Here is a 25,535-nt window from a genome sequence, read left to right as displayed (position 1 = left end):
ACTTAAATCATCCGGTGGTATCTTTTGGTTGAATGGGCAGAAGTCCGTCCCTTTGCGTCAGTTCCGCTGTTCTTAAAGCTGCCTTACCATGCGTTTCCTCCTCCGTACCGCCTTGTTCCTGCTACCGCTTTCGGCCTGTAACTCTGATCAGGTAGAGCACCTGAGCAATACCAAGGAGCTAGCTATTGAAGCCGAGAACTGGCAGGTGAAGCGCATCATGCCCAAAGACTTGCTCCGGGCCACCCGCTGGGCCGGCGACTCACTTACTCGCACGGCGGAGCGGGAACTGCGCCAAGTGCTGGCTGCTAAGCTGGCGGAAGGGGGCGTAGCAGCGGCCTTACCTTACTGCCGTCCTGCCGCCCTACCCACCACCGATTCATTGGCGAAAGTGCTGCACGCTTCCTTGAGTTGGGTAAGTGCCCGCCCCCGCAGCCCCCGCAACCGCGCGGCTCTCTCCGCTGCCAACCTCAACCACACCGATACTACCCACCGGGTAGCCCGCCCGAGTACCGAGGAGTTCACCTACCAGCGCCCGGTAGTGCTTTCCGATGCGCTGTGCTTGCGCTGCCACGGCGAGGTAGGCAAGGATATTCCGGCCGCTGATTACGCCCTGATTCAGAAGCAATATCCGCAGGACCAGGCTACCGGCTACCGGCTGGGGCAGAGCATGGGCGTATGGCGCGCCAGCCTCAAGCGTCAGGGAGTGGCCGAGTTCTACACTATGAAAACCCGAAAGGTGATGAAAAAGCGCAAGCCCCTTTTCTAGCCTAGAAGCTACTACTAGCCCGCGTACCCCCGCCGGCTGCAGAGCCTCGTTGTTATTCTATGCCTACCCTCTATGTATTCCCGAAACCTGGTTTTCCTGCTCACTGGTGCATTATTTCTCCTGGTAAGCTTGCCTACCCTCGCTCAGCGGCCCGACTCCGTGAAAACTCAGGTGGCGACACGGCGGGTTAGTGTAAATCAGCCGTTCCGGATATTGGGGTCCGATAGTCTGGCTCTGTTCTATAACGCCGACTACGACCTGTGTCCGCCCGGTTGCGCGGCTATCCGGCGTCACGCTCGCCTCGACAGCACCGGCAATTTCTTCGGATACGTGCGCGACTTCTGGATGCATAACGCTCAACTCGCTCTGGTTGGCACCTACCGGAACGGGCTGAAGGATGGCACTTTTGAGGTATATCACCCAAATGGGGAGCTGGCTGTTCGGGCGTATTACCGGGGCGGAAAAGCCGTGGGCAACTGGGCGTACTGGTATCCGTCGGGTCAGAAGCGTCAGATTCTCAGCTTCGGCGCTGGAAACACCTTGCTCATTCAGGATTTTTGGGCCGAAGACGGACAGCAGCTGGTGCAAAACGGCCAAGGCACCTGGTACCGCGTTGATAGTGGCCTGCGGGTAGGAGGAGCCGTGGTAAACGGCCTACCCGACGGTCGGTGGCGGGTACAGGAAACCACCGCCAATCAGAAGGTTTTGGGAGAAGAAACCTTCAGCAAAGGCAAGTTTAAAGCTGGCAACTCCCGTCCTACTTGGCAGTATTACTACGATCAGTCGCGCATTTACATCACCGATCTGGACACCTATAGCCAAGCGGAGCAATTCGTGCAGCGCCCTACCTGTCCGCCAACGACCAAGCAGTAGCTAAGCCGCCCCTGATATTGCCTATACTAGAGGCGGCTCAGCTCGTGAGCCCAACCTTGGGGCAGGTTTTGGAGTTTGGGCAGGGTATGACTACTGCCGCTACTACTTCTGAATTGCCTGTTGTTATCATCGGGGCCGGCATGGCGGGCCTCGCCTGCGCCTGCTACCTGCACCGGGCCGGCCGATTGGTGTTAGTGCTGGAAGCCGCTGATGCCGTGGGCGGCCGCGTCCGGACCGATGTGACGGCGGAGGGCTTCCGCCTCGACCGGGGCTTTCAGGTGCTCCAAACCAAATACCCCGAGGTACAGCACCTCATTGACTATGGGGCGCTGCAACTGCAGACCTTCCGCTCGGGGGCCGTTATCCGCCTACCCAACGGGCAGCAGACAACCCTCGTGAACCCACTGCAGCAACCCACTGCTGCCTTCTCGGCGCTTACCTCGCGGGTGGGCACCCTGCCCGATAAGCTGCGCATCGCTAGTTTGGCTCAGCACGTTCGGGGCTTCACCAGCGGACAGCTCCTCAGCCGCAACAGCACCAATCAGTTAGACACAGCCACTTTTCTGCGGCAGTACGGCTGGAGCGAGCAAATCATCGACAACTTCTTTCGCCCCTTTTTCGGAGGCGTGTACCTCGACCGCAGCCTGAGCACGGCGGCTAACTTCTTTGAGTTCGTGTTCAAGCACTTTGTGGAGGGAGAGGTAGCCATACCGGCTTTGGGCATGCAGCAAATTCCGGAACAGTTGGCCGCGCGCCTGCCGCAGGGTTCCATTCGCCTGAATACGCCCGTGTCAGCTATCCGGGAACTGGAAGTTGAGCTGACTACCGGGGAGATACTAGCTGCCGCTACAGTGGTAGTAGCCACCGATGGTACCACGGCCGCCCACTTGCTGCCACCTGCCTCAGAACCCCTACCCCCGCAGTGGCGCCAAACTACCTGCACCTATTTCGCGGCTCCTGCCCCTGCGGCCCGCCCCGATAAGCTACTGCGCTTGAATGCGGCCCCGGATGCGCTGGCTCATAATGTGGCTTTCTCGTCGGATGTGTCTTCGGCTTATGCACCGGCCGGCCAGCAGTTGGTTTCCGTCAGCACCCACGGCGAGCATGGCTTATCGGAAGAGGAACTGACGGCCCGGTTGCGGCAGGAGCTGGCAGCCTGGTTTGGTCCGGCGGCATCCCAGTGGCAGCATCTGCGCACCTATGTAATTCCGCAAGCGCTACCAGTGTACGCGGCCGGTCAGCCAGCTCGCCAGCCCCTGAAACTGCACGACACCCTCTACCGTTGCGGCGACCATACGGCCTACCCTTCCCTCAACGCGGCTATTGCCTCAGGCCGGGAGGTAGCCGAGGCTATCCTGAGCGCCTGACCTATACACCTGCGCCCCGTGCTACCCCTCGCAAGGGCAAGCACGGGGCGCAGGTGTATGCTGCTTACTGCGTGTAGTTCTACGTCAGCACCAGTTGGGCCGGGCAGTGGTCGGAGTGCACCACATCGCGAAGCAGGTGAGCTTCCTGAATGCGGGGTTGTAGCACCTCATCTACCAGCAGGTGGTCGAGGCGCCAGCCCACGTTGCGGGCCCGGGCACCGGCCCGGTAGGTCCACCAGGAGTAGTGGCCAGTAGCGTCGCCGTGGTGATGACGGAAGGAATCGGTGTAGCCATCAGCCAGGAAGTCGCGAAACCACTGCCGCTCCTCCGGCGTGAAGCCCGGACTCTGCTGATTGGCCTTGGGGTTATGCAGGTCAATCTCGCGCTGACAGCAGTTGAAGTCGCCGCCAATAATCAGGGGTGGGGTGCCAGCTGCTTGCAGCTCACGCACATAGCGCCGAAAAAAGTGTAGCCACTCCACCTTGAACGCCTGCCGCTCCGGCCCGCTCGTGCCCGAGGGCATATACACATTCAGTACCGAATACTCCGGAAAATCGAGGCGCAATACCCGGCCTTCGGTATCATAAATAGCTGTACCGCACCCCTCTACTACTGCCAATGGCATCTGCTTCGAGAAGGTGGCAACTCCGCTATAACCGGGCTTCTGAGCGGGGTGCAGGTAGGCGTGGTAGCCCAGGGCCTCCAATGCGGAAACATCCAGTGGCTCCCGGCCGGCCTTAATTTCCTGCAGGCACAGCACATCGGGGTTGGCTTCCCGAACCCAATCAACTAGTCCCTTGCTCAAGGCCGAGCGCAGGCCATTCACGTTATAGGAAATAATATTCAAGGGTAGAAGCTAAGGAAGTTGGGTTTGTAATGGATTCCTCAATGAGATAAGGAAGCACCCTTGTGCCTCGTCATTGGACAGCCAGCAGCGCGGACCACGAAGCACAAGGATACTTCTCTACCCCTTCATCAGAGGCTAATCCTCAGAATCGAAGTATTCCAGGATGTGCCATTTCAGCATGCGCTCCTGCTCTTTCAGGTTAGCAAAGGGCACTGGGTTCACTAAGCGGTAGTGTGGCCAGCCATCTTCGTCCACGCTTTCCAGCTCGTAGTAGCCCGATATGCTGAACAGGCGGCAGGTAGCAATGTGCATTAGGTCCTGCTTTTGCTCCTTGGTAAACGGCCCGGCTCCTTGGCCGAGTTCCTGCACGCCAATGAGTAGCAGCAGCGCGTTCAGGTCGGGCTTTTTGCCGAACCGCTGCCGCATCTGGTTCATCAGCTCCCACCAGCGCTGCTCAAACTGAGCTTCGGTTTCCTGGGGGTCGAGCATGGCTAGGCGTCGTGGGAATGAGGAGGCGCCAGGGTTGCGGCTTCTTCTTTGAGCGCCTCCCAGTACTCCACCGCGCGGCGGAAGTGTGGAATCACAATGCTACCCCCAATTAGGTTGGCAATGGCAAACACCTCGTAAATCTCTTCGTCGTTGATGCCTTCCTCGTAGCACTTACCCAAGTGGTACTTAATGCAGTCGTCGCAACGCAGCACCATGGAGCAGGCAAGGCCCAGCATTTCCTTGGTTTTTACGTTGAGGGCACCCTCCTGGTAGGTGTTGGTATCGAGGTTGAAAAAGCGCTTGATAACCTTGTTATCCGCCGCCATGATCTTTTCGTTCATGCGCTGGCGGTAGTCGTTGAATTCAGTGACGAGGCTCATGGTAGGGCTGGTTGTAAACAGAGGAATATGGTTGACTTCCCGTGGGCTGATCAGAAAGTACAGCACCCAGTCTGCCGGCGTGCTCCAAAGCTGAGTTTGGCACCGGCATGAATTTTCAGGAGTCGGGTTTAAACCTTAAAATTAGGTAGAAGTTCGCCAGCACCGCTGTTTACCCCACACGAAGCCGGCAAGCTATTAAGCATCAACTACCTCCGTGTTCTATTCCTGATGCCGCTTCCTACCCTTCTAACCGATTTTATTGGCCTGCTATTCCCGCAAGTATGCCTAGCCTGCCAGGAGCCCCTGGCCCGGGGCGAAGACCATATCTGCACCGATTGTCGCGCCCAGCTTCCCTACACCGATTATCACCGTTTACCAGCCGCTGAGAACCCGCTGGCCCGACGGTTTTGGGGCAAGCTCCCTATAGAGCATACTTTCAGCTACATGCGTTTCCAGAAGCACGGCCGCGTGCAGCACTTGCTTCACCAGCTTAAGTACCGCAACCAGCAGGAGGTAGGCCAAGTTCTGGGCCGCTGGTTTGGCGCCGAGCTGGCCGCTGCTGGCTTCACCGATGCCTTCGACTTGATTGTACCCGTGCCACTGCACCCTCGCAAACTTGCCACGCGTGGCTACAACCAAGCCGACAGCTTTGCCGAAGGAATGTCATTGGGCCTGAGCTGTCACTGGCAAAGTGATGCCCTACGTCGAACCACCCAAACAGAGTCACAGACGCGTAAGAACCGGCTGCAGCGCTGGCAGAACGTAGCAGAAGTGTTTGAAGTAGCCCACCCGGAGCTAATAGCTGGGCGCCGCATTCTGGTAGTGGATGATGTGCTGACTACTGGAGCAACTCTAGAAGCCTGCGCCGCTGTGCTCCTAGCTGCCAGGGCCTCAACCGTCAGTGTCGCTACCATTGCCACCGCTGATAGGTAAGCTAATGCAATGTGCCAGAACGAAAAAAGCCGCCCCGGATGGAGCGGCTTTTCGTAAGCTATATAGTGAGCCTATTACTTGTTTGAGCCAGCGTTGATCATGGCGCAGCGGAAACCGATGGTAGCCGTTGCTGAGTCTTCAGCCATGAAACGACGCGTGCCGGGCGAGAGCCAGTAGGCTACGTCGCGCCAAGAGCCACCTTTGTACACCCGCACGTGGTCGTCGATGAGGGACTGGTAGCCTTTCTTGTCGTAACGCTCGGAGGGGTCTAGGAAGCCGTTGCGGCGGAAGGGGTTCAGATCTTCCACATCTTCAAACGACAGCGGACGGTAGATATCCTGTACCCACTCGTTCACGTTGCCCGACATGTTGTACAGGCCGTAGTCGTTTGGCGGGTAGTTGTAGATGTACTCCGTAATCATAGCGCCGTCGTTCAGGGCACCGGCAATACCGGCGTAGTCACCACGGCCACGCTTGAAGTTAGCAAGGAACTGGCCCATGCCTTTGCCATAGGGGTTACGCACTTGGCGGCCGTCCCAGGGGTAGATGCGCTTGTTCTCCTGGTTTTCGTTGCCGGTTTCCTGAGTACCCACGAGCGCCTGAGCAGCATATTCCCACTCTGCCTCGGTGGGCAGGCGGTAGTTGGGCAGGGTGTTGCCGTTTTCAATGGCAATTTTCACCTTGCCATCTTCCGAAGTTCCTTCGGCTGCGTCACCGCCTTTGTTTTTTTTCCGGCCGAACAGGCCACCTCCGCCACCGCTGCCACCTTCATCACCTTCGCTGGCCAGACGCTCGTTCACTTTAGCCGTGCGCCAAGTGCAGTAGTCATTAGCTTGCAGCCAGCTTACCCCAACTACGGGGAAGTAACGGAAGCCGGGGTAGCGCAGGTAGTAATCTACGTAGGGGTCGTTGAACGACAGCTCGCGAGCCCATACAGTAGTATCAGGCAGAGCCGACTGATAAAATTCTTCTGCCGAGTCTTTGCGTACGAAGTGCAGGTATTCGAGCCAGTGGATGTTGGCCACCTCGGCTTCGTCCATATAGAACGAGGCCAGCGTAACCGTGCGCTCGATGTTGTCGTGGGTCATGGCTACGTCTTCTTCGGCGGAACCTAGAACCGTGCGGCCACCTTCGATAAACACCAGACCGGGACCTTCCGGAATGCCTTTGTAATCAGACACCTTCATACCTTCCTCGGTGTTATACTCGATGCCTGTGGTCGAGCTATACTTACCGGGTTTGGTGGCGGTAGGAGGCCCTCCCTTACAGGCGGCCAGCGCGCAGGCTCCCACTACAGCAAAGCGCAAGTACTTGGAAAAATTCATGATCAAGTTGAAACTACCTGTTAGAAAAGCGTTTAGACAAGGCAAGTCGGCTGCAATAATACAAAAAATCAGAAGGCGGGGCAAGGAATTGGCGGGTAATTCCGTCGTTTCAGCCGGCGCCAGGCGGCTTCCAGCGAATCAAACTCCCGAAGGGCCAAAGAAATTTCATGCGCACCACCTAAATCTCGGCTGAACTGACTGAGGCTCACATCATAGCTATAACCGAGCCGAAAACTTCCGACCCCTACCCCCGCCAGGGCCGTCAGAACCTGTTGGGGCTTAGGAGCACCTGGCAGCGGCACCCCCCGATATACTGCCCCCACGGTGAGGGGCGTCGCGGTAAAGTACAGTCCGGCCTCAGCCCGTTGCGTTCCTCCCTGGCGGCTGTAGATAACTGTGGGCGACAGGCTAATTTCTCGGTACTCGCCTTTGGTGGTGGCCTGGGCAAAGTACTGTTTATAGCCTGCTTGCAAGTTAAGCCGCAGCGGCAGAGTAGTCTGCGTTACGAAAGCCAGATCGGGCTGGTTGAGGTGGTGAGCCGCCGCGCCCACCCAAAACCGGTCAGTATATAAAAGACCACCTACGCTGGCTGTTATATAATGTACAGGCTTGAAGTCTGCTACCTCCAGGCTATAGTCGCGGGCAATGCCGTCATCGGAAAGCTGATCACCGAAGACCAAGTTGCCGTAGCTCACGCGCTGCAGGCCGTAGCTCACCGAGGCCCCGCCGCTCAGGCCGAGCTGCTCAGTTAGCCGCAGGTGATGAGCATATACCCCCCCGGCCTGAAAGCGGGTGTAGCCTACCCCCCCGGTGCGGTCGTAGTTCACGAGCAGACCGGCGGCGCTGTGCTGGTTCTGGAAGCGGTAGTCGGCGGCTAGCTGGCTGCTTTGAAAGGTGCCGGCCAGGGTAGGAAACTGGTTACGGTAGCTGAGCGTGATGCTATAGTCGTCGAGCAGACCAGCATAAGCCGGGTTGAGCTGCAGGCGGTTGGCGTAGGGCTGCGCGAAGTATAGATCCTGCGCCTGGCTCGACAGCGACACGCCCACCGCCAAGCCCGCGGCCAACACCCACCGCCGCTTGGCAATGAGCCGCTGAGGATAAGGCAGATATGACGGGCGAAGCATCATCATAAGTAGGGTGCTAACGTTGCGGGCTTTCGTTTTGGTACGCACCAAGCGGCGGCGGTAAGACTAAATTGGGATTTTCTTTCCTGACTTATGGCACCAGCCGAGGGGTAGGGTGCGTTAGTAAACTCAACCTTGGCATTTTTTCGGGGTCTTTTCCTTGGTCCGGAGGGTTTCGCACTACTTTTGCCCGATACCTTGCGAGCTTGGCGCCTACCCTATTCGGTACGCCCAACCCTCTTCTTCGCCTTCCTTTTCTTCTTACTGTTATGCGCAAATTCTTTGTCGGACTACTGATTTTTCTGGTGGTGCTGATAGCGGGTCTGGCTTTGGCTCCGCTGCTGTTCAAGGATAAAATAAAGGCTGCCTTCGACCAGCAACTAGCCCAGCGGGTACGCGCCACAGTGCAGTACGACCCAGCCAATGTAGACGTAACTCTGCTCAGCTCCTTTCCTGATCTAGCCCTGCGCTTAGACCAGTTGCGGGTAATTGGGCAGGATTCCTTTGCTCGTGATACGCTGGCTTACCTGCCCCAGGTGCGGGTAGGGCTGGACCTCATGAGCGTAATCGGCGGCGACCAGATCAAGATTAAGAACATTACCCTGGAGCAGCCCGATATCAGCCTGCGAGTGTTGAAGAGTGGCCGCGCTAACTGGGACGTGTACGTGTCGGACTCGGCGGCGGCTTCGAAGGGACAGGATACGACGGCGCTGAACCTGGCTATTCAGGGTTGGAAGATCAACAACGGCCGCCTGCGTTATGAGGATCTGACAATTCCGTTCGGGATGCAGCTGCGGGGCGTGAACCACTCCGGCTCCGGCGACTTTGAGCAGAACGTTTTTGACATGGTGAGCCAGACGACTGCCGAGGGCCTCTCAGTGCAATACGCCGGCACCGAGTACGTGACCAACAAGAAGCTCGACGCCGACGTGACCCTGGCCATGAACCTGGAAAAGATGCTTTTCACCTTCAAAGACAACAAGGTGAAGCTGAACGATTTTCCGGCGACGTTTCAGGGCACCATTGGTCTGCCCAATGCCACCGACATTACCTACGACCTGACCTTCAAGGCCCTCGAAACCGACTTTAAGAATATTCTGAGCCTCGTGCCTGGCGCTTATACAGAGCAGTTTAAGGACATGGAAGCGGCTGGCAAGGTAGCCTTCGATGGGTACTTTAAAGGTGTACAGAACGCCGTGAAGATGCCCGGCTACGGCCTGAATCTGCAGGTGAAGGGCGGCAGCTTTAAATACCCCCAACTACCCCAGGCAGCCCGCAACATCAACGTGGATATGGCCGTGGACAACCCTTCGGGCTTCACGAACAATGTGAAGGTGAACGTGAAGCAGTTTCACCTCGACCTGGGCAGCAACCCCATTGACGGCAACGTGGCCATCGACGGTCTGGAGCCAATGAAGGTAGACGGCCGCGTGAAGGCGAACGTGGATCTTGCCGAAATGATGAAGGTGTACCCGGTGCAAGACCTGCTGCTGCGCGGTAAGCTGTTTGTGGATGGTACGGCCAAGGGCACCTACTCCAGCACCCAGATGCCGGTGGTGCAGGCTAAGCTGAACCTGACTAACGGCTACGTGAAGAGCAAGCAGTTTCCGGCCCCCATCGAGAACCTGACTATGGATGGCACCGTCACGAACCCGACGGGCCAGCTCAACGACACCCGCGTAGATATTCCGCAGTTTCGGATGCTGTTGGATGGCGAGCCGCTGGAAGGCCGCGTGGCTACCCAGGGGGTAGATAAGCTGCGCTTCGATACCGATGTAAAAGGCATCATTGACCTGACCAAGCTCACCAAGATATTCCCATTGCAGGGCATGACGGTAACGGGCCGCTTGAATGGCAATGTGGCCGCGAAAGGCAACATGGCCGACATTGAGGCCGGCCGCTACCAGACCGTGGTGGCCTCCGGCACGGTGAATGCTCAGAACATTACGTATAAGAGCACCGACCTGCCCCAGGGCATGAAGGTTACGCGGGCTACCGCTACGTTCAACAACGACAAGATTGTGCTCCAGAACATGGCTGGCTCGGTAGGCTCCTCCGACATTGCCGCCTCGGGCACCATCAGCAACTACATGGGCTACCTCTTCGTGCCGGGCCAACCCCTGCGCGGCAACCTAACCGTGAACAGCAACCGCTTCAACGTGAACGAGTGGATGGTAGATGAGGTGTCGCAGAAACCAACGGTTGCCACTACCGGCCAGGCCCCGGCCAAGGCCGAAGGCGTCCTCCAGATTCCGAAGGAGTTTGACCTGGTGCTGAATACCAACGTGAATCAGGTAGTATACGACAACCTTAAGCTGGACAATGTGAAGGGGGTAGTAACTGTGCGCGACCAGGCTGCCATCCTGAACGGCCTGACCTTTAATACGCTGGGCGGGGCCTTTTCTACCAGCGGCAGCTACAGCAGCAAGGACTTGGCGCACCCCAAGTTCAACTTAGGGCTGAACATCAAGAACCTGAACTTCCAGAACGCCTTCAACGCTTTCAATTCAGTGAAAGCCATGGTACCGCTGGCTAGCAGCCTAGAGGGTGTGTTCTCCACTAACTTCAACGTGAGCGGAGAAATGGGCCCCGACATGATGCCGAAGTACAGCACCCTTACAGGCAAAGGCTTGTTTGAGGTAGTGCGGGCCGCCGTGGCAAATTCGTCGGTGCTCAACAAAATCAGCTCGCTTACGCAGTTTCAGGAGCTGAAGAACTTCGCAGTTGATAATAAGGACGTAGCGGCCGAAATCATCAACGGCAACTTCGTGGTAAAGCCCTTCGACCTGACCGTGGGCCAGATCAAGATGACGGTGGGCGGCTCCAACAACATCAGCACCGGCGGCCTGGAATATGTAACGGCCCTGAATGTGCCCACCGGCAAGCTTGGCAACCAGCTCAACTCCCAGCTTACCCGCCTGACGGGCGTGCAGAACCTGCAAGGCACCGACCGCGTGACGCTGGGCCTCACAGTGGGCGGCACCATTACGAACCCTCAGGTAAAGCTCACAACGGGCAGCGTGAAGGCCCAGGCCAAAGACCTGGTAGGCAATATTGTGCAGGCCAAGGTGGACGACGCCAAGCTGAAGCTGCAGGCCCAGGCCAAGGTAGCTCAGGACAGCCTGCAGAAGGAGCTGCAGCGCAAGCAGCAGGAACTGACTCAAAAAGCCCAACTGGAACTGGAAAAGAAGCGCCTGGAAGCCCAGGCCAAGCTGCAGGACAAGGCCAAGCAGGGCCTTAATAACCTGATTTTTGGCAAGCCGAAGCCACAGCCAGCCAAACCTGCCGAGCAACCCAAAGCACCTGAAACAGCCCCCACGGATAGCACAAAAGCGGGAGGGTAGGCTTTCTTTTATTTCGCGCCGGCAAAAGTTGGCTAACTTCTTGCCCGAACGGAGCAGCTGGTTCTACATAGTAGGCTGGCTGCTCCGTTTTCGTTTACCACAACCCACAACGTTCCCATGCAATTTGCCCGTCTCCTACCCCTTGCACTCCTGGCAACCCCGCTGGCCCTGGCCAGCTGCAGCAACGACAACGACTCCGATTCAACCTCTTCCTCGAAGCTGGAAGTGCGCCTGATGGATGCCCCCGGCGACTTCCGCACGGTGGTGCTGGACGTGCAGAAAATAGAGGTACACCTGAAAGACGAGAAAGACCCCGAGGTGTACCAACTGCTACCCTTCAAGCCCCAGACCATTAACGTACTGGATTATGTGAACGGCAAGTCGGCGCTGCTGGTGAGCACCGATTTTACGCCCGGCGACCTGTCGGAAATTCGGCTGCTGCTGGGACCCGACAGCTACGTGATAGGCAAGGATGGACAGACATATGCCTTGAAAACACCGAGCGGGCAGAGCTCAGGCGTGAAACTGAAGCTGGATAAGGCTACGCTGCGGGCCCGGGAAACCTTCCAGCTTCTGCTCGACTTTGACGTCGCGAAATCCATTGTGGAGCGCGGCAACTGGAAGCCTAACAACGACAAGAAGGAGCGTTATCTGCTTAAGCCCGTTATCAGGGTAGTAGCCCAGGAGGTAGCTGGCGGGCTGCGGGGCACCGTCACGCCGGCCGCCGCGCTACCCCAGGTACTGGCTATCCGCTCTTCCATCACCGTACCCGACACGTTCAGCACCGCCGCCGATGCCTCCGGGGCTTACCAGCTCAGTGGCCTTCCGGCCGGCACGTACCGGGTAGAGTTTTTCCCGACGACTACGGCCCCTACCGGCCAGCCAGCCTACCGCGTGGTTACCCGGCCGGGCATCACCGTTACCAACACCCAGGTAGCCGAGTTGGGCCAGACAACCCTGAACTAGATTACCTTAACCATTAACCATTAACCACAAAAAAGCCCTGACTGTGTAGTCAGGGCTTTTTTGTGGTTAGCCGGAAGCCGGAGTTACTGCTTCACGATGCGCTGGGTGAAGTGGGCGTTGGTGCCGCGCACCACCAAGGTGTAGATGCCGCTGGGCCAGGTGCCCGTTGGCAGGGGCCGCAACTGCCCGCCACTTACCGCGCTGCTGAATACCACCCGACCGGTAGCATCAATTACTGCTACCTGATAGGTACCAGCCGGCAGGGCCGACAGATCTAGGGTAGCGCTGCTGGTGAAGGGGTTAGGAACTACTGTTACCTGTGCAGCCAGAGCAATGCTGCCCGTCAGTGCTACCGTACGAACTGGGCTATACTCTGCCTGGCCGTTGGTATCTACCTGCCGGAGGCGATAGTACACCGTACCGGAATGAGCTGGCAGGGCTTTGTCGGTGAAGGCATAGGTAGCACCCGTGTTGGTAGTGCCGCCACCTTGCACCTGCCCAATGCGCTGGAACTGCTGGCCATTAGTGCTGCGCTCTACCTCGAACCGGTCGTTGTTCAACTCCACGGAGGTATTCCAGTTTAGCTGCACGGCAGCTCCGGTAGCCTGAGCGGTAAAGCCTACCAGCGTTACGGGCAGCGGACCAGACACCGGCAGCACATAGCTAGCCATGTTGGAGTTGCCGCCCAGGTTGTCGGTGGCAAAATAGGTGAAGATGAACTGGCCGGTTTCTGTTTTCGGCGTGTAAGCCAGTTCGCCTGCCTGCTCCGGCCGAATGCTTTGCCCGGCAGATACTAACACCCCATTCAGGGTCAGGTTTCCTTTAGTAGGGAGGGTAGCAATTGTATAGGAAGCAATCCAACCATCCGCGTCCGTCGACTCTAAGGAGTTGAGGGGGGTAGTGCCGGTAGTGTTGCGCATAGCCTGCGCCCGCTTGTTGATGGATACCGGCATCTGGTTGCCAATTGGAATGGTATAGATAGCCGTATTTGAGGTATTATTCTCGTTATCAACCGCGTAGTAGTTGAACACCACATTGCCGGCGTACATGCCTGAGGGGTCGTAAGAGAGCTGAGCTAGCTGGGTTGGCAACACCTCGCGGGGTAGGGCAGTTAAGGCGGTGCCATTCATCAGCAAGGTACCTGCCTGGGCGTTGGGCAAGCTAGTAATGACATACTTCACAATAGTACCGTCGCCGTCGGTGGCTACCAGCGGGTTGATGGCGGTAGCGGCGGCAGTGTTGGAAATTGGAGTAGTCGTTACGTTTTGAGCCAGCGGGGCAGTGTTACCCACCGGAATGGTGTAAATGGCCGTGTTGCTGACGGAGCCCGTGTTATCAGTGGCGGAGAAAGTGAAGGTAATGTTGCCGTTGCGCACGCCACTGGGGTCAAACGTCAGGCGCTGGTTGTCGGCCGGAAGCACTACCTGACCCAGTTGGGCAGGTAGCCCATTCACGTAGAGAATTCCAGCCTCCGTGGGGGGTAGGGATACCAGCGTAAAGGAGGCAATGGTGCCATCAGCATCGGTAGCATCCATGGCCACAATGGTGGTAGCGGGGGCAGTGCTCGGAATGGGGCTAGCAGCGGTGTTGTTAGCTACAGGCACCGCGTTGCAGGTTCCGAAGTAAAGGTCATCAATACCGATGTCGTTGCCGCCGGCAGCCAAGGTCAGGTTCCGGATTTCGAAGGTTGCGGTGGTGTTGTTACCGGAGTACCATACGTCGGAATACTGCTGCCACTCGTCGGGGCTTTTGGGTACCAGGAAGGTAGCGGACGTTGATTCGCCGTTGATAACAAAGCCTACCTCGGGGTCCACGCCACCAGTACCTTCCTGCAGCAGGTTATTGAAGAAAGCCGAGAACGTGTAGTAGCGGTTCGGCTGCACCTTAAAGGTTTGGGTGTACAGGGTGCGGATAGCCGAAGTGGCATTCACCATCATGAAGTTGTTGGCAACATCAGCACTGCCACCCCGGCCGTAGCCGAAAAAGTTGTTGTGGTAGCTCTGGGCGTCCGGGCCAATGGCGTAGGTAGTCTCCGGCCGCAGCTCTGCATTCCCGGCCTCATCGGCCTTGTACACGTAGTTGGTGTTAAAACCTACGTTACCTTGCTCAAAGCTGGAGTTTACCAGCAGGTTTGGTCCTGTGGTCGCAATGCAATAGATGGCTGGGTCGTAGACATTCAGGTATACGGTGGCTCTGCTGCACTGCGGAACAGTCACTTTATCGCAGGCCTCATACACAAAGCTGTCCGGTCCCACGTACCCTTGGTTGGGAGTGTACGTGTACGCTCCGTTAGAGTTCAGCACCAACTCGCCATGGGCCGTTTTGGAAACTACACTGACCGTGAAGCCTGTGTTGTTGGGGTCAATATCATTCAGAATGACGTTACCCCTGGCTACCGTGTTCTTTTCTACCTCGTTGCTGTCGTTGTAGGCCGTTGTGACGTTGCTCACCGATACCTGAATAGAGGCCGGATTGGAAGTCAGGCCTAGGTTGTCGCGGACGGTGTAGGTAATGGTAGTGGTGCCGGCGTAGTTGTTCACCGGAACAAACGTTACTACCCCCATTGCTGATACAGTAAATGTACCCTGGTTAGCAATCGTGCGCGTGCTCTGGATACCATCCAGTCCAGGGTCCAAGTCCACGGTATTTTTGGCAACCGCACCGTCGCCATCAGTATCGTTGGCTACCACGTCAATAGTAGCCGACTGGTTTCGCGCCACTACTACCAGAGGGTCGTTGACGGCTACTGGGGGTACGTTGGCCACCGGGATGGTGTAAGTAGACACCATAGATTCCAAGCCACTGTTATTAGTAGCTGTGGTGTTATTCGTGGCGGTGTAGGTGAAAGTAAAATCGCCGGAAGTGTTGCCCGCGGGGTCAAAGCGCAGCTGGCCAGCCTCGGCGGGGGTAAAGGAGCGCAGTGCCGTTACTGCCGTGCTATTTAGGTATAGAGTTCCGCCCGCCGGGAGGCTTTTCAGGGTGTAAGTAGCTACGGAGCTACCTGCCGGTGCAATAGCCGACAAAGCAGAAATATTCGTGACGATATCACTACTCAACATGGCAGCCGTCCGGACATTGCTGGCCGAGGGCGGTGTGCCCACCCGAATGGTGTACGTAGCAGGCGCAGAAGTTAAGTTACCGCCATCCGTGACGGTATAGGTCAGGGCGATATTGCCAGTAAAACCAGCCACCGGCGTAAACTGCAACTGGCTGAGTTCAGCAGGGGTAAGCTGGGCTGTAGCAGTGCCTAGTACCACAGGCTGGCTGCCTTTAATCAGCGTACCCTGCGCGGCAGTGGGCAGCCCGCCGGTAATGGTGTAGTACTTCAGATCACTCTCGGCATCAGTAGCCGAGAAAGTGGGCGCCAGCGTAGCCGTGCCGGCCGTACTGCGCATCATATTACCGGTTGCCGTCGCAGCCGTTGGTGCGTTGTTGGTAATACTAATAGTGAACATAGCTACTGGGGTGTAACCACGTCCTGAAAGGATGCCATAATCAGAGCCTACAAACTGAAAGGTAACGGTACTTCCAATTGCCCCAGCACCCGAAGGCGTGAAACGCAACTGAGGAGCCGCATTAGGAACTACAGTCGAGCCAGTGTAGGTGGCTCCGGTGGCGGCAACAGTACCTACTGGCGTCTGGTTAGTTCCGACAAACAGATTACCAACCGTGGTAGGCGTATAAGAGGTGATGTAGTAGTCATCGGCACTTTTTAAACCACTGGCGGCAATTGCAGGCAGCGTAATATTTGCCCGAACAGCATTGTAAGGCACCGAAGCCGAGCTGTTTTCACCTAGCGTCTGGCCCAAAGCGCTTAAGGGAGCCGCTGCGAACAGTGCCACTAAGGGAGGTAAGGCGCGTAAGAGTGCTTTCATAGAAAATTGAATTAATGAGATACTCAACAGCAGTTACAGCCTGTCACTGAAGCCAACCACCTACACAAAGCTAATACTCATTATATAATTTTTTTTATTTATGCTGAATTTCAAACAACACTCAATACATCGACATAACAATTACTTAAACAATTTTTAAGGCACTTTTCCCAATTATAGAAAACAATCCTAATATGAATCTTCCTATTTGTTTAGATTCCCATTATGAATACACGGTTTACCTCGCTTCGTTATTCAAGCCACTATTTTTTGCACTTTTTCCTTAACAAAAAAATTGCCTACCCCTCTATTATTTCTGAAGTTCAGAGATAACGGAGGGGTAGGCAAACCGGAATTCGGAAGTTCAGTCTAAGCAGAGGTAGCTTACACCATGGCTTGGAGTAGGGGTAGCAATTCTAGCTGGGTGCTGCGGGTCTTATCTTTGGCATACCAACCGTGGAGCTTCTCGGCAAACTCCTCGAACCCTACACCCTGAGCTTTCATTTCCAGAAACAGATCCTGGGCAGGAGAAGGGCGCGGGCCCCACTGGGAAGCTTCTGTGAGGGTATCGGCGTGCAGAATCACCAGCTTCGGGATAGAGCGGCCACCGTTGGTGAGGTACTGGTCCATCAGGTCCAGGTTTTCGTCGCGCAGGAGGTAGCGGGTAGTAAGGCGGCCGTTGCTAGCCTGAGCCACTTTCTCCAGCACGGGCACAATCTGCGCTGCGTCGCCGCACCAGCCTTCCGTAAGAACCAACCACACATAATCTTGCTGAATGCCCGCGAGGGCTGCCTGCACCTCAGGCAGTAGCTCCGTCTTCTTATCGAGGCGCTCCATGCGCTGCACATTCAGGCGGGTGTAGTTGGTCAGCATTTCCGACTGGTTAGGGCCGGTGGTTTTGCCTTCGGCCTGCAGATCATCAATCAGGCGGCGGTAGGCAGCGTAAGTGTAGGCACCGGCCAGGCGCTCGGGGCTCAGAACCGGAGGAATGGAGTGAGTGGCTGTCATGGGGTAGGTAGCTAAAGAGAATTCAGTGGGTAAAAACAAAACCCTTCCCGCGCCACGAAACGCGGTGCAAGAAGGGTTTAACAAGCCAACTGGGGCTGAAGTTACAGGCTGGGCACGTCGGCGGCCTCCGCTTTGGCCGACAGCTCGCGGCAGTAGGTAATGAAGTCGGTGTTGATGGGCTCCAGGCCGGCAGCACGCAGCTCTTTGGCCACCTGGGCACGGTGGTAGTTGCCGTGCACGGGTACGTGGGTCAGGATGTCGGAAATCTGGCTGGTGTAGCCTTCGCCAATGGAGTTGGTGTAGGTAATCAGGCGCTGCATCTCGGTGTCATCGGCCTGAATGCCATACTGGTGGAAGCGCTCCGACGTCTGCTCGTGCCAGTGGTGCAGGGTAGCCAGGTCGTGCTCCTGCCACACCTTAACGGGGCTAGGCGTGTTGGTCATGCGGCCCAGCCAGATAGCTTGCGCGTTCAGAACGTGGCTGAACAGACGCAGAGCACTGGCCGGAATGGTAGCACCCTCAGCTACCAGCCCATCGAGGTGGCGGAGGAGCGTTTCGTTGGCCCACACGGTGTAGGCACCCAGCTTTTCAATGGTGTTGATCATGAGTAATCAGTGGAGCTTCGTGCCTAGTGCGTAGTACTTGGGTAGAAGCGGTGGTCGAAACAACTACTTGAAGCCTGAGCACTACGCCCCAGGTACCAAGCACAAAATCATTAGCGAGGGTCTTGCCAAACCAGCTTTTCTTCGGTTCGTTTTTTCGTGAAGTCCGGGCAGTTCCCGTCGCCTTTGCCGGTGAGGCCGCCGTCGGGGTGGCAGAGTAGCTTACCATCGGCGGCGTAGAGGTTGGTGAACTGGTCGCAGCAGGGGCTGCTTTCGTAATACACCGTGGCTCCGTCGTACTGGTAGCTATAGATGTGGATGGGCGGGTTCTGCTTTTCGGCGTTCAGGTGCCGCTGAATCCGGTCGGCCAACCACTTTGGGCGGGCGCTGGCATCAAACACGGCATCAGACTGGGGAGTAGGCTCAATGGTGTTGGCTGAGGTAGGCACGGGCGTGGAAACGTTGCCAGCCATACCAGTTTGAGGCGCATCGGTGGGGGTAGTAACGGCCACGTTGCGCTGGCAGGCCGCCAGTTGCAGCAGAACTGCCAAGGCGGGAACGAGAAGCAGGGAAGAACGCATAAGCGAGCAGGGTTGAAACTCTCCCCGCGCCGTAGGGCTGAAGGGGCGGCAAATATGCACACAAAGCTTGGTTACGCAGCCCGTCGTCAGTAGTTCTGCTACCCCGCCGTTACCAGCCAAGCGCCGCCCACAGCCGCGGCCCGAAAATCAGTAGCCCAACCGCCAGCGCCGCTAGGGCCATCACCAGTACGGCCCCCGCCGCCACGTCTTTGGCGCGGCCCGCCAGCGGATGAAACTCCGGCGACACCAAGTTCACGACGGCCTCGATGGCCGTATTCACGAGCTCGGCGCACCACACGGCCCCCACGGCCAAGGCCACCGCTACCCACTCCCAGCGCGCCAACCCGACGTACAGCCCCAGCCCAACCACTACCACCGTAGCCGCGGCATGAAACCACAGGTGTACCTCGGTGCGCAAAGCCGCCCACACGCCCCGAAAGGCATAGCCAAAGCTGGCGGCCCGGCGACGTAACAGGTTTGGAGGCCGGCGGGGGGTAGGGACCTGAGGCTCAACCACGGGCGTCGAACTGCTGGAAGATGGTGTGCCGTAGTTGGTCCCACTCGGGCTTCAGGATGCTGAAGTACACCGAGTCGCGGCGGAGGTTACCCTGGGTTTTCATATGGCTGCGCAGAATTCCTTCCTCAGTAGCCCCCATGCGGCGCATGGCCTCGCGGCTCTGCCAGTTGCGGGCGTCGGTTTTTAGCTCTACCCGCTCGCAGCCCAATTCTCCGAAGGCGTACTTCAGCAGCAGGTGCTTGGCGGCGCGGTTCAGGCCGGTGCGCTGGTAGGCGCGGCCCAGCCAGGTCCAGCCAATTTCCAGGCGGCAGTCATCCAAAGCAATATTGCCGTAGCTAGTGCTGCCCACCACCCGGCCACTTTCCCGGTCAATGATGGCAAAGGGGTAGCGCCGGCCCGCTTCCCGGTCGCGCACACTTTGGGTGAGCCAAGCGGCCAGCTCCACGCTATTCTGGGGCATGGGGGTGGTAGTGAACTGCCAGATGGCTGGATCAAAGGCTACCTCCTTCAGGTCGTCGAAGTCGGTGAGGTCGAGGGGTCGCAGGCGGACGCGGCTATTTTCCAGGGTAATGCAGCGGGCAAAATCCATGAGCAGGCGGAGAGGGGAACAGGCGTCAAAGATAAATCACAGATTCACGCTGATTTACATGATTGCGCAGATTAGCCGCTAGTAGCCCAGGCCTTGCAGGAGCAGCGCGTAATCGGCGGCCGAAAGGTGGCCACCGCTGGCTTGGGGGTGGCCGTGGGCAAAATTGGCGGGCGGGGTAGCTCCTACCCGGGCAAAGGCCGCGCGCAACAGGTCCGGAATGTGCAGGTTGCCGGCGGCCCGACCGGAAATAGCTACCATGCCATCGGGCAAGTAACCGAGGTTGGCACACAGCACTACCCGGTCGGATAACCGAGAAATCCACTGCTGGGCAATAAGCGGATGGATTTGGCAGGCCGAGTTGATGGTGACGATGGCCACGGGAGCGGCCTCGGGGCCTTTGGGCGGAAACTTGGGGGGTAGCTTGCGGGCCGCCGCCAGGGCAGTAGCTACCTCGGCCCGGTAACCAGCCAGTACTTCATCCTGAGCTAGGCCGCGCGGATTGTCATCGTGGAGGAGGTAGCGCAGGGGCCGGTCGAGGTCAAACTCTCCGGCCCGGCGAGCGGCGTTGCACATGGCCACCGCTTCTTTGAGCCACTTGGCCGTGTATTGCTTTTTGACTGCCGCCAATGGATGCCAGGCGGCTTGGTCGCCGAGGTCTGAGAGAACCCCAATGGCCGCTACCCACTGCAAATCCGTCATGTCAGCTTCGGCGGCCAGCAACTCATACGCTAGCCAAGCCGAGCAGGGCACGGGGTCTAGCCCGTACCCGGTTAGCACGGTGCCACCAGCCGGGGGCTCGCCTTCCGGGATGTGGTGGTCGACGTAAAGAACCGGTACGCCGTGCCCTTCCAGGGTGCCGTGGGCATGCACGCCCAAATCGGTAACTATCAGGGCATCGGGCTTTCGGGCCAGCAGACGCTCGTGGGCGCTGGGCGTCAGGAAAGCGTTTTCGCCCTTGCCCGAGGGTACTACCTCTACCTGCCAGCTCGAATTGATCCGATTCAGGCCGCGCCCAAACAGGGCCCCGGCTGCCAACCCATCGGCATCGAAATGGCAGAACACGATAAGGCGGCCACCTTCTGGCACCTGTTCCAGGAAAGCACGAAAGGGCGCGACAAACTGCGGATAAGCGGGCATGAAAACGGGCAGCCCGCATGGTAGCTGGCTGCCCGTTGTTCGTAAACTAAGCGGTGGAGGTTGTAAGCTCCTAAACTATTAAGCTATAACTAGCTCCCCCTCCTCAGATGAGGAGGGGGAGCTAGTTCTCTAGCGTCGGCACTTACTTTTTGATTTCGCCTACCATGTCCTCCGGCTTGAGCCACTCGTTGAACTGCTCCTCGGTGAGGTAGCCCAGTTGCAGAGCGGTTTCCTTGAGGGTAGAGCCGTTTTTGTGGGCCGTCTGGGCAATTTCGGCGGCTTTGTAGTAGCCGATGTGGGGGTTCAGGGCCGTAACCAGCATCAACGACGAATCGACGTGCTTCTTGATGTTGGCTTCCAGAGGCTCGATGCCTACGGCGCACTTGTCGTTGAACGACACGCACACGTCGCCGATGAGGCGGGCCGAGTGCAGGAAGTTGTAGATCATCAGGGGCTTGAACACGTTCAGCTCGAAGTGGCCGTTCATGCCGCCAATGTTGATGGCTACGTCGTTACCCATCACCTGCGCCGCTACCATGGTCATGGCTTCCGACTGGGTGGGGTTTACTTTGCCGGGCATGATGCTGGAGCCGGGCTCATTATCGGGAATGTGCAGCTCGCCGATGCCGGCGCGCGGGCCCGAAGCCAGCAAACGGATGTCATTGGCAATCTTCATCAAGGAGGCAGCAACGGTCTTCAGAGCGCCGTGAGCTTCCACGATGGCGTCGTGGGCAGCCAGGGCCTCAAACTTGTTTTCAGCCGTGATGAAGGGTAGGCCGGTGAGGTCGGCAATGTGCTTAGCTACGTTTTCGGAGTAGCCGGGAGGCGTGTTGATGCCGGTGCCCACGGCCGTGCCACCCAAAGCCAGCTCCGAAAGGTGAGCCAAGGTGTTTTTGATGGCGCGCAGACCGTGGTCGAGCTGCGACACGTAGCCGCTGAACTCCTGCCCTACCGTGAGGGGGGTAGCATCCATGAGGTGGGTGCGGCCGATTTTCACGATGTGCATGAACTGCTCCGACTTCGCTTTCAGCGTATCGCGCAGCTTCTCAATGCCGGGTATCGTCTTCTCTACCAGAATCTTGTAGGCCGCAATGTGCATGGCCGTCGGGAAGGTGTCGTTCGAGCTCTGCGACTTGTTTACGTCGTCGTTGGGAGCCAGAAACTTCTTCTCGTCGGAAAGCTGACCGCCGTTCAGGACGTGGCCGCGGTAGGCGACTACCTCGTTCACGTTCATATTGCTCTGGGTGCCCGAGCCGGTTTGCCACACCACCAGCGGAAATTCTGCGTCGAGCTTGCCTTCCAGGATTTCGTCGCAGACGCGGCCAATCAGCTCGGCTTTCTCGTCCGACAGAATGCCGGCGTCGCGGTTGGTGAGGGCGGCGGCTTTCTTCAGGTAGGCGAAGGCGCGGATGATTTCCTTGGGCATCTTGTTGATGTCCTGGGCAATCTGGAAGTTATCGATGGAGCGCTGGGTTTGGGCGCCGTAGTAGGCGTCGGCCGGCACCTGCACGGTGCCCATGGTGTCTTTCTCGGTGCGAAACTGAGTCATGCTTCTAGTGGGTGAGAAGAGAATAAGGTGACAAGAAAGCGCGCGGCAAGCCGGCACGGCGCAAAAGTACACAACAGCCTACCGCCTGCCACCCCTACCCCAAAATTCTGCCTTTACTTAATCTGGCCCTGGGGCGGTAGGCTGCGTATAGCCTAGCTCAAGCATTCTACCTAGCTACTCCACGCCATGAACAAGACTTTTGAATCTGAATCCGACGCTCTGTCCGTGCAGCCCGAAACGCCCACCACGTCACAGCCTTCCGCGGTAACACCGCCCGCCCAGGAGAACACCGCTCCCACGCCCCCCTCGGCTCATGCCAGCTCCAGCTCCGATAACGAAACCCCGGTGCCCCTAGCTGGCAACGGTGCCCCCGACTACAGCCAGGTTGAAGTGAAAACCGAATCTGACCTGCCTACCCCCGACAAAGCCGGCGGCAGCGCCACCGAACCTGAAAGCGGCGGCGGCTACAGCAATTAGCCGAGCTATAGCGAATGAGTGAAGCACTATTGCGGGCATAGCGTGTATCAGGCCAATGCCGAAGCAACGTTTTCGCTCTTTTGCTTGAAGCCTGGTAAAGAGAGAAGCCCTTGATGTTCGCACATCAAGGGCTTCTCTTATTTCTAAGGGGTAGTAGAAGGAGGGATGGCTTTGGCTCCGACTCGTCAGGACACGCAGCTTTTACCGGTCTTCTATCTTGAACGGCACCGTAATTTCGACGGTGTGGGCGGTGCGGCGGCCGTTCTGAATGGCGGGAAACCAGGCGGGGCCTTCCTGCAGTAGCCGGATAGCTTCGGCGTCGCACTCCTCCGAAAGCTTCTTCACTACTTTGATATCCGACAGCTTACCATCGACGCCCACTACAAACCGGAGTTTTACGTTGCCTTCGCGCCGGTCTTCGAGGGCTTTTTCGGGGTAGTCGAGGCTGTCGCGCAGGTATTTCTTGAGGCCGGTGTAGCCCCCGGCGGGCATGGCCCCTACCGACATGGGGGCCGGCGGGGCGTCGCGGCGCACGACCACTACCTCGCTGAGCTGCCGGGAGTCGGGGGCTAATGCCAGGGCTAGGTTGGTAGGCTCGGCCGGAACGGGCACTGCCTGCGCCGCATACCCCACGGAGCTGACCAACAGTTGTTTCGCCGTAGCGGGTACAACCAGACTAAACGACCCATCGGCCGCTGTTACGGTGCCCGTGGTAGTGCCCTCAACCAGAACGGTAGCCCCAGCCATTCCTTCTCCCGAAGATTTATCAGTAATACGTCCCTGCACCAGCCTGGTGCCAGCTACCATTGGGGCCGCGGCCGAAGCCACAGCCGCTATTTTCCGCCTCGCCGCGGCTGGAGAAGCAGCTATGGGTAGGGCGGTTGGTGGTGCAGCTACGGCGTACTCTTTGGCTTTAGAGGAAGACGTAGTGCTGACAGAATCAGGCGCCGTAACGGTTACCGGGGCCGTAGCTACGTCAGCTGCTCCTTTCTCCGCGGCCCAGCCCTGATCTGCTCCCAGACCGGCTAACTCGGCCGGGTTATCCATGTCGCCTTTTACAGTTGATGGGGCCTGGCTTCGGGTTATGCGCCTAACGGAGCGGCGCAGGGGCCAGGATGTACGGGAGGAAGTAGCCGGTTCTTCAACAATAGCTGCTACTTCTGGAGCGCTGGCAGCAGAAGTAGCAGCTTCTGGTGTTATCAGCTTTGGAGTAGTAGGGGCGATGGGAGCCGTAGCAATTGCTGCGCGCTGCCCAGCTAATGGCCGCGAGGCCGTGTTCAGCGGGGCCGGGCGCAGCAGGGCAAACCACACCACGGCAGCCCCGAGGGTAAGTAAGAGCACGGCCGCGGCGGCCAGCTGCTGCCAGGCCAGACCCAGGGCCGGCTTGGGCTTCGACTCCGTGGCGAGTTCCTCCACGCGGGCCCCGAGGCGCCGGCGCAGGTCAGCCATACTTGCATCCGTAACGGCGGCGGGCTGCAGCTGCAGGCCTTCCAGGATGTCGGCGCAATGGGTGCAGTCAAGGGTATGGGCTTCTACCTGGTGCTGCTCGGCGGGCGTTAGGGCCCCGGCCGCGTACTGGCGCAGCACCTCCACCGACAGGTGCCGGCTGGCGGGAGGGGTAGGCTCAGAAGCAAGGTTAGGGCGAAGCATTGGAGGCAGCAGTGGTTTCGAGGTGACGGCGCAGGTTGCGCTTGCCGTTTTGAAGGTGACTTTTCACCGCGTTCAGGTCAAAGCCCGTGAGGTCGGCAATGTCGCGGTAGCATTTCTTTTCGAGGTAAAACAGCTCCAGACATCGTCGTTGGCCCGGAGGTAACTCGGCCAGGGCGTGCTCCAGTTGCTGGAGTTGCTGTTCGTGAAGGTCGGCTTCGGCGGGGTCATCTTCTGCCAGATGCCGGGCCGCGGCCGATTCCATACCGGCGGCATCGGGAAAGTGCACCACCAGCGCCCCACCCGCCGCGGGGCCAGCCCGCTGCCGGGCCCGTAGCACCATCAGGCAGTGGTTGCGGGCCGTGGCGTGGAGCCAGGGCGCGAAGTTTTCGACCTCATGCTGGCGCAACTTACTTACCAATTGCTCAAAGAGTTGCATCACAGCATCCTTGGCATCTTCCTCGTCGCGGAGGTAGCGGCGGCTAATGGCCAGCACCTCGGTCATGTGCCGGTCGTAGAGCGCGCCCAGGTCGTGCACGTCGCCCTCGGCATGGTAGCGCCGGAGCAGCTCCGCATCGGAGAGCTCGGCAGCAGGCGCAGGACGGCGGGAGCGACGAAAGAACATACCAGGGCAAGAGGGCCAGAACCGAAAGCTACGCTTTCAGGCCGGAAAAGCATGGGGTTGCCCACCCGGAAACCCCAATCGGGAGCCGAAAAGAAAAGCCCAGAAAAATATTTTTTGGCAGCCGTGTGGAATCCGTTGGCGGGCTGCATCTGAAAGGCAAGCTGCTACCCTCACGCCCCGGCTATGTCGCCTCACTATCCTTTTCTGCTTAGCTCAACGCTGGTTCTGCTGCTCAGCCAGCCGGTACGGGCTCAACTCCCTACCCCGCCCGACACGCTGAACTCTTTAGCCCCAGCAACAGCTGCCCGCCCTTCGCCGGTGCTGCCGTGGTGGCTGCCCAACGCCCAGGAGTGCGCCGGCATCCGGGCCGAAGAAGCCCGCACGGCGCCCCGCCAGGCCCAGCGCCGGGAAAAGAAGCTACGGCGTTGGGCCGCAGAACAGCCCGAACCAACCAGAGCACCCGAACACTAATGGCTTCTGACTTGGCTGAGGCCATTATGCCGAGGCCTTTCAC

General features: G+C 58.3%; 23 protein-coding genes. 8 read left to right on the top strand and 15 right to left on the bottom strand.

Features of this window, described 5'->3' with window-relative positions:
* Positions 1 to 88 precede the first annotated feature (88 nt).
* From DNI29_RS00850 to DNI29_RS00840, 3 genes are all read left to right on the top strand, one after another.
* On the top strand, positions 89 to 766 hold the full coding sequence (locus DNI29_RS00850; RefSeq protein ID WP_110976177.1) for a c-type heme family protein: 678 nt from the start codon (positions 89 to 91) through the stop codon (positions 764 to 766).
* Between the two features lie 72 nt (positions 767 to 838).
* Positions 839 to 1,639, top strand: a complete 801-nt coding sequence (locus tag DNI29_RS00845) for a toxin-antitoxin system YwqK family antitoxin (protein ID WP_110976176.1) — start codon at positions 839 to 841, stop codon at positions 1,637 to 1,639.
* Positions 1,640 to 1,656: 17 nt separating this feature from the next.
* The gene (locus DNI29_RS00840; RefSeq protein WP_238387969.1) at positions 1,657 to 3,006 is read left to right on the top strand and encodes a protoporphyrinogen/coproporphyrinogen oxidase; all 1,350 of its coding nucleotides are present in this window, start codon (positions 1,657 to 1,659) and stop codon (positions 3,004 to 3,006) included.
* Between the two features lie 79 nt (positions 3,007 to 3,085).
* Here DNI29_RS00840 and DNI29_RS00830 read toward each other — a convergent pair whose 3' ends face one another.
* The 3 genes from DNI29_RS00830 to DNI29_RS00820 form a co-directional block, all read right to left on the bottom strand.
* Positions 3,086 to 3,853, bottom strand: a complete 768-nt coding sequence (locus DNI29_RS00830; protein WP_110976173.1) for an exodeoxyribonuclease III — start codon at positions 3,851 to 3,853, stop codon at positions 3,086 to 3,088.
* A 135-nt stretch (positions 3,854 to 3,988) separates the two neighbouring features.
* Positions 3,989 to 4,342, bottom strand: coding sequence for a hypothetical protein (locus tag DNI29_RS00825; RefSeq protein ID WP_110976172.1), 354 nt, complete (start codon positions 4,340 to 4,342; stop codon positions 3,989 to 3,991).
* A gap of 2 nt (positions 4,343 to 4,344) precedes the next feature.
* Complete coding sequence (locus DNI29_RS00820) at positions 4,345 to 4,722, bottom strand: carboxymuconolactone decarboxylase family protein (RefSeq protein WP_110977251.1); 378 nt, start codon at positions 4,720 to 4,722, stop codon at positions 4,345 to 4,347.
* A gap of 228 nt (positions 4,723 to 4,950) precedes the next feature.
* On the opposite strand from DNI29_RS00820, the gene DNI29_RS00815 reads away from it, so the two are divergent.
* Positions 4,951 to 5,655 (top strand): ComF family protein, encoded by a 705-nt coding sequence (locus tag DNI29_RS00815; protein WP_110976171.1) that lies wholly within the window; start codon positions 4,951 to 4,953, stop codon positions 5,653 to 5,655.
* Positions 5,656 to 5,729: 74 nt separating this feature from the next.
* Here DNI29_RS00815 and gldJ read toward each other — a convergent pair whose 3' ends face one another.
* Together gldJ and DNI29_RS00805 are read right to left on the bottom strand one after the other, a co-directional pair.
* A complete protein-coding gene (gene gldJ / locus DNI29_RS00810) occupies positions 5,730 to 6,980 on the bottom strand; it encodes a gliding motility lipoprotein GldJ (protein ID WP_202910351.1) in 1,251 nt (416 codons plus the stop codon).
* Between the two features lie 68 nt (positions 6,981 to 7,048).
* Positions 7,049 to 8,110, bottom strand: coding sequence for a PorP/SprF family type IX secretion system membrane protein (locus DNI29_RS00805; RefSeq protein ID WP_123823017.1), 1,062 nt, complete (start codon positions 8,108 to 8,110; stop codon positions 7,049 to 7,051).
* 263 nt (positions 8,111 to 8,373) lie between these two features.
* On the opposite strand from DNI29_RS00805, the gene DNI29_RS00800 reads away from it, so the two are divergent.
* Positions 8,374 to 11,448: an AsmA-like C-terminal region-containing protein gene (locus tag DNI29_RS00800; protein ID WP_110976169.1), complete on the top strand. Its 3,075-nt coding sequence runs from the start codon at positions 8,374 to 8,376 to the stop codon at positions 11,446 to 11,448.
* Positions 11,449 to 11,565: 117 nt separating this feature from the next.
* Complete coding sequence (locus DNI29_RS00795; protein WP_110976168.1) at positions 11,566 to 12,414, top strand: DUF4382 domain-containing protein; 849 nt, start codon at positions 11,566 to 11,568, stop codon at positions 12,412 to 12,414.
* Between the two features lie 83 nt (positions 12,415 to 12,497).
* On the opposite strand, the gene DNI29_RS00790 is transcribed toward DNI29_RS00795, so the two are convergent.
* The 8 genes from DNI29_RS00790 to fumC all read right to left on the bottom strand — a co-directional run bounded on the left by DNI29_RS00790 (position 12,498) and on the right by fumC (position 22,272).
* The gene (locus DNI29_RS00790) at positions 12,498 to 16,289 is read right to left on the bottom strand and encodes a cadherin-like domain-containing protein (RefSeq protein WP_110976167.1); all 3,792 of its coding nucleotides are present in this window, start codon (positions 16,287 to 16,289) and stop codon (positions 12,498 to 12,500) included.
* 384 nt (positions 16,290 to 16,673) lie between these two features.
* Positions 16,674 to 17,297, bottom strand: a complete 624-nt coding sequence (locus DNI29_RS00785; protein ID WP_110976166.1) for a thioredoxin family protein — start codon at positions 17,295 to 17,297, stop codon at positions 16,674 to 16,676.
* Between the two features lie 101 nt (positions 17,298 to 17,398).
* The gene (locus DNI29_RS00780; protein WP_110976165.1) at positions 17,399 to 17,902 is read right to left on the bottom strand and encodes a DinB family protein; all 504 of its coding nucleotides are present in this window, start codon (positions 17,900 to 17,902) and stop codon (positions 17,399 to 17,401) included.
* 110 nt (positions 17,903 to 18,012) lie between these two features.
* Positions 18,013 to 18,480, bottom strand: coding sequence for a DUF6970 domain-containing protein (locus DNI29_RS24800; RefSeq protein WP_238387968.1), 468 nt, complete (start codon positions 18,478 to 18,480; stop codon positions 18,013 to 18,015).
* A 109-nt stretch (positions 18,481 to 18,589) separates the two neighbouring features.
* The gene (locus DNI29_RS00770) at positions 18,590 to 18,997 is read right to left on the bottom strand and encodes a diacylglycerol kinase family protein (protein ID WP_110976164.1); all 408 of its coding nucleotides are present in this window, start codon (positions 18,995 to 18,997) and stop codon (positions 18,590 to 18,592) included.
* Positions 18,990 to 19,586 carry a GNAT family N-acetyltransferase gene (locus tag DNI29_RS00765; RefSeq protein WP_110976163.1) on the bottom strand — a complete coding sequence of 199 codons (597 nt, stop codon included), beginning with the start codon at positions 19,584 to 19,586 and terminating at the stop codon, positions 18,990 to 18,992. Before DNI29_RS00765 ends, DNI29_RS00770 begins: the two co-directional genes overlap by 8 nt.
* Before the next feature lie 78 nt (positions 19,587 to 19,664).
* Positions 19,665 to 20,723, bottom strand: a complete 1,059-nt coding sequence (locus DNI29_RS00760) for a DHH family phosphoesterase (RefSeq protein WP_110976162.1) — start codon at positions 20,721 to 20,723, stop codon at positions 19,665 to 19,667.
* A 142-nt stretch (positions 20,724 to 20,865) separates the two neighbouring features.
* Complete coding sequence (fumC, locus tag DNI29_RS00755) at positions 20,866 to 22,272, bottom strand: class II fumarate hydratase (RefSeq protein WP_110976161.1); 1,407 nt, start codon at positions 22,270 to 22,272, stop codon at positions 20,866 to 20,868.
* Between the two features lie 186 nt (positions 22,273 to 22,458).
* Between fumC and DNI29_RS00750 the strand changes: the two genes are divergently transcribed.
* Positions 22,459 to 22,749 carry a hypothetical protein gene (locus DNI29_RS00750; RefSeq protein WP_110976160.1) on the top strand — a complete coding sequence of 97 codons (291 nt, stop codon included), beginning with the start codon at positions 22,459 to 22,461 and terminating at the stop codon, positions 22,747 to 22,749.
* Between the two features lie 201 nt (positions 22,750 to 22,950).
* Here the strand turns inward: DNI29_RS00750 and DNI29_RS00745 are convergent, their stop codons facing one another.
* Both DNI29_RS00745 and DNI29_RS00740 read right to left on the bottom strand, forming a co-directional pair.
* Complete coding sequence (locus DNI29_RS00745) at positions 22,951 to 24,399, bottom strand: TonB family protein (protein ID WP_110976159.1); 1,449 nt, start codon at positions 24,397 to 24,399, stop codon at positions 22,951 to 22,953.
* A complete protein-coding gene (locus tag DNI29_RS00740; protein ID WP_110976158.1) occupies positions 24,386 to 25,021 on the bottom strand; it encodes an RNA polymerase sigma factor in 636 nt (211 codons plus the stop codon). The genes DNI29_RS00745 and DNI29_RS00740 overlap by 14 nt, the downstream gene beginning before the upstream one ends.
* A 183-nt stretch (positions 25,022 to 25,204) precedes the next feature.
* Between DNI29_RS00740 and DNI29_RS00735 the strand changes: the two genes are divergently transcribed.
* The gene (locus tag DNI29_RS00735; RefSeq protein WP_110976157.1) at positions 25,205 to 25,492 is read left to right on the top strand and encodes a hypothetical protein; all 288 of its coding nucleotides are present in this window, start codon (positions 25,205 to 25,207) and stop codon (positions 25,490 to 25,492) included.
* Positions 25,493 to 25,535: the final 43 nt, after the last annotated feature.

Origin of the sequence: Hymenobacter sediminis (genome assembly GCF_003231285.1) — a bacterium.
GTDB classification, from domain to species: Bacteria; Bacteroidota; Bacteroidia; order Cytophagales; family Hymenobacteraceae; genus Hymenobacter; species Hymenobacter sediminis.
This window is presented reverse-complemented; position numbering and strand designations above follow the sequence as displayed.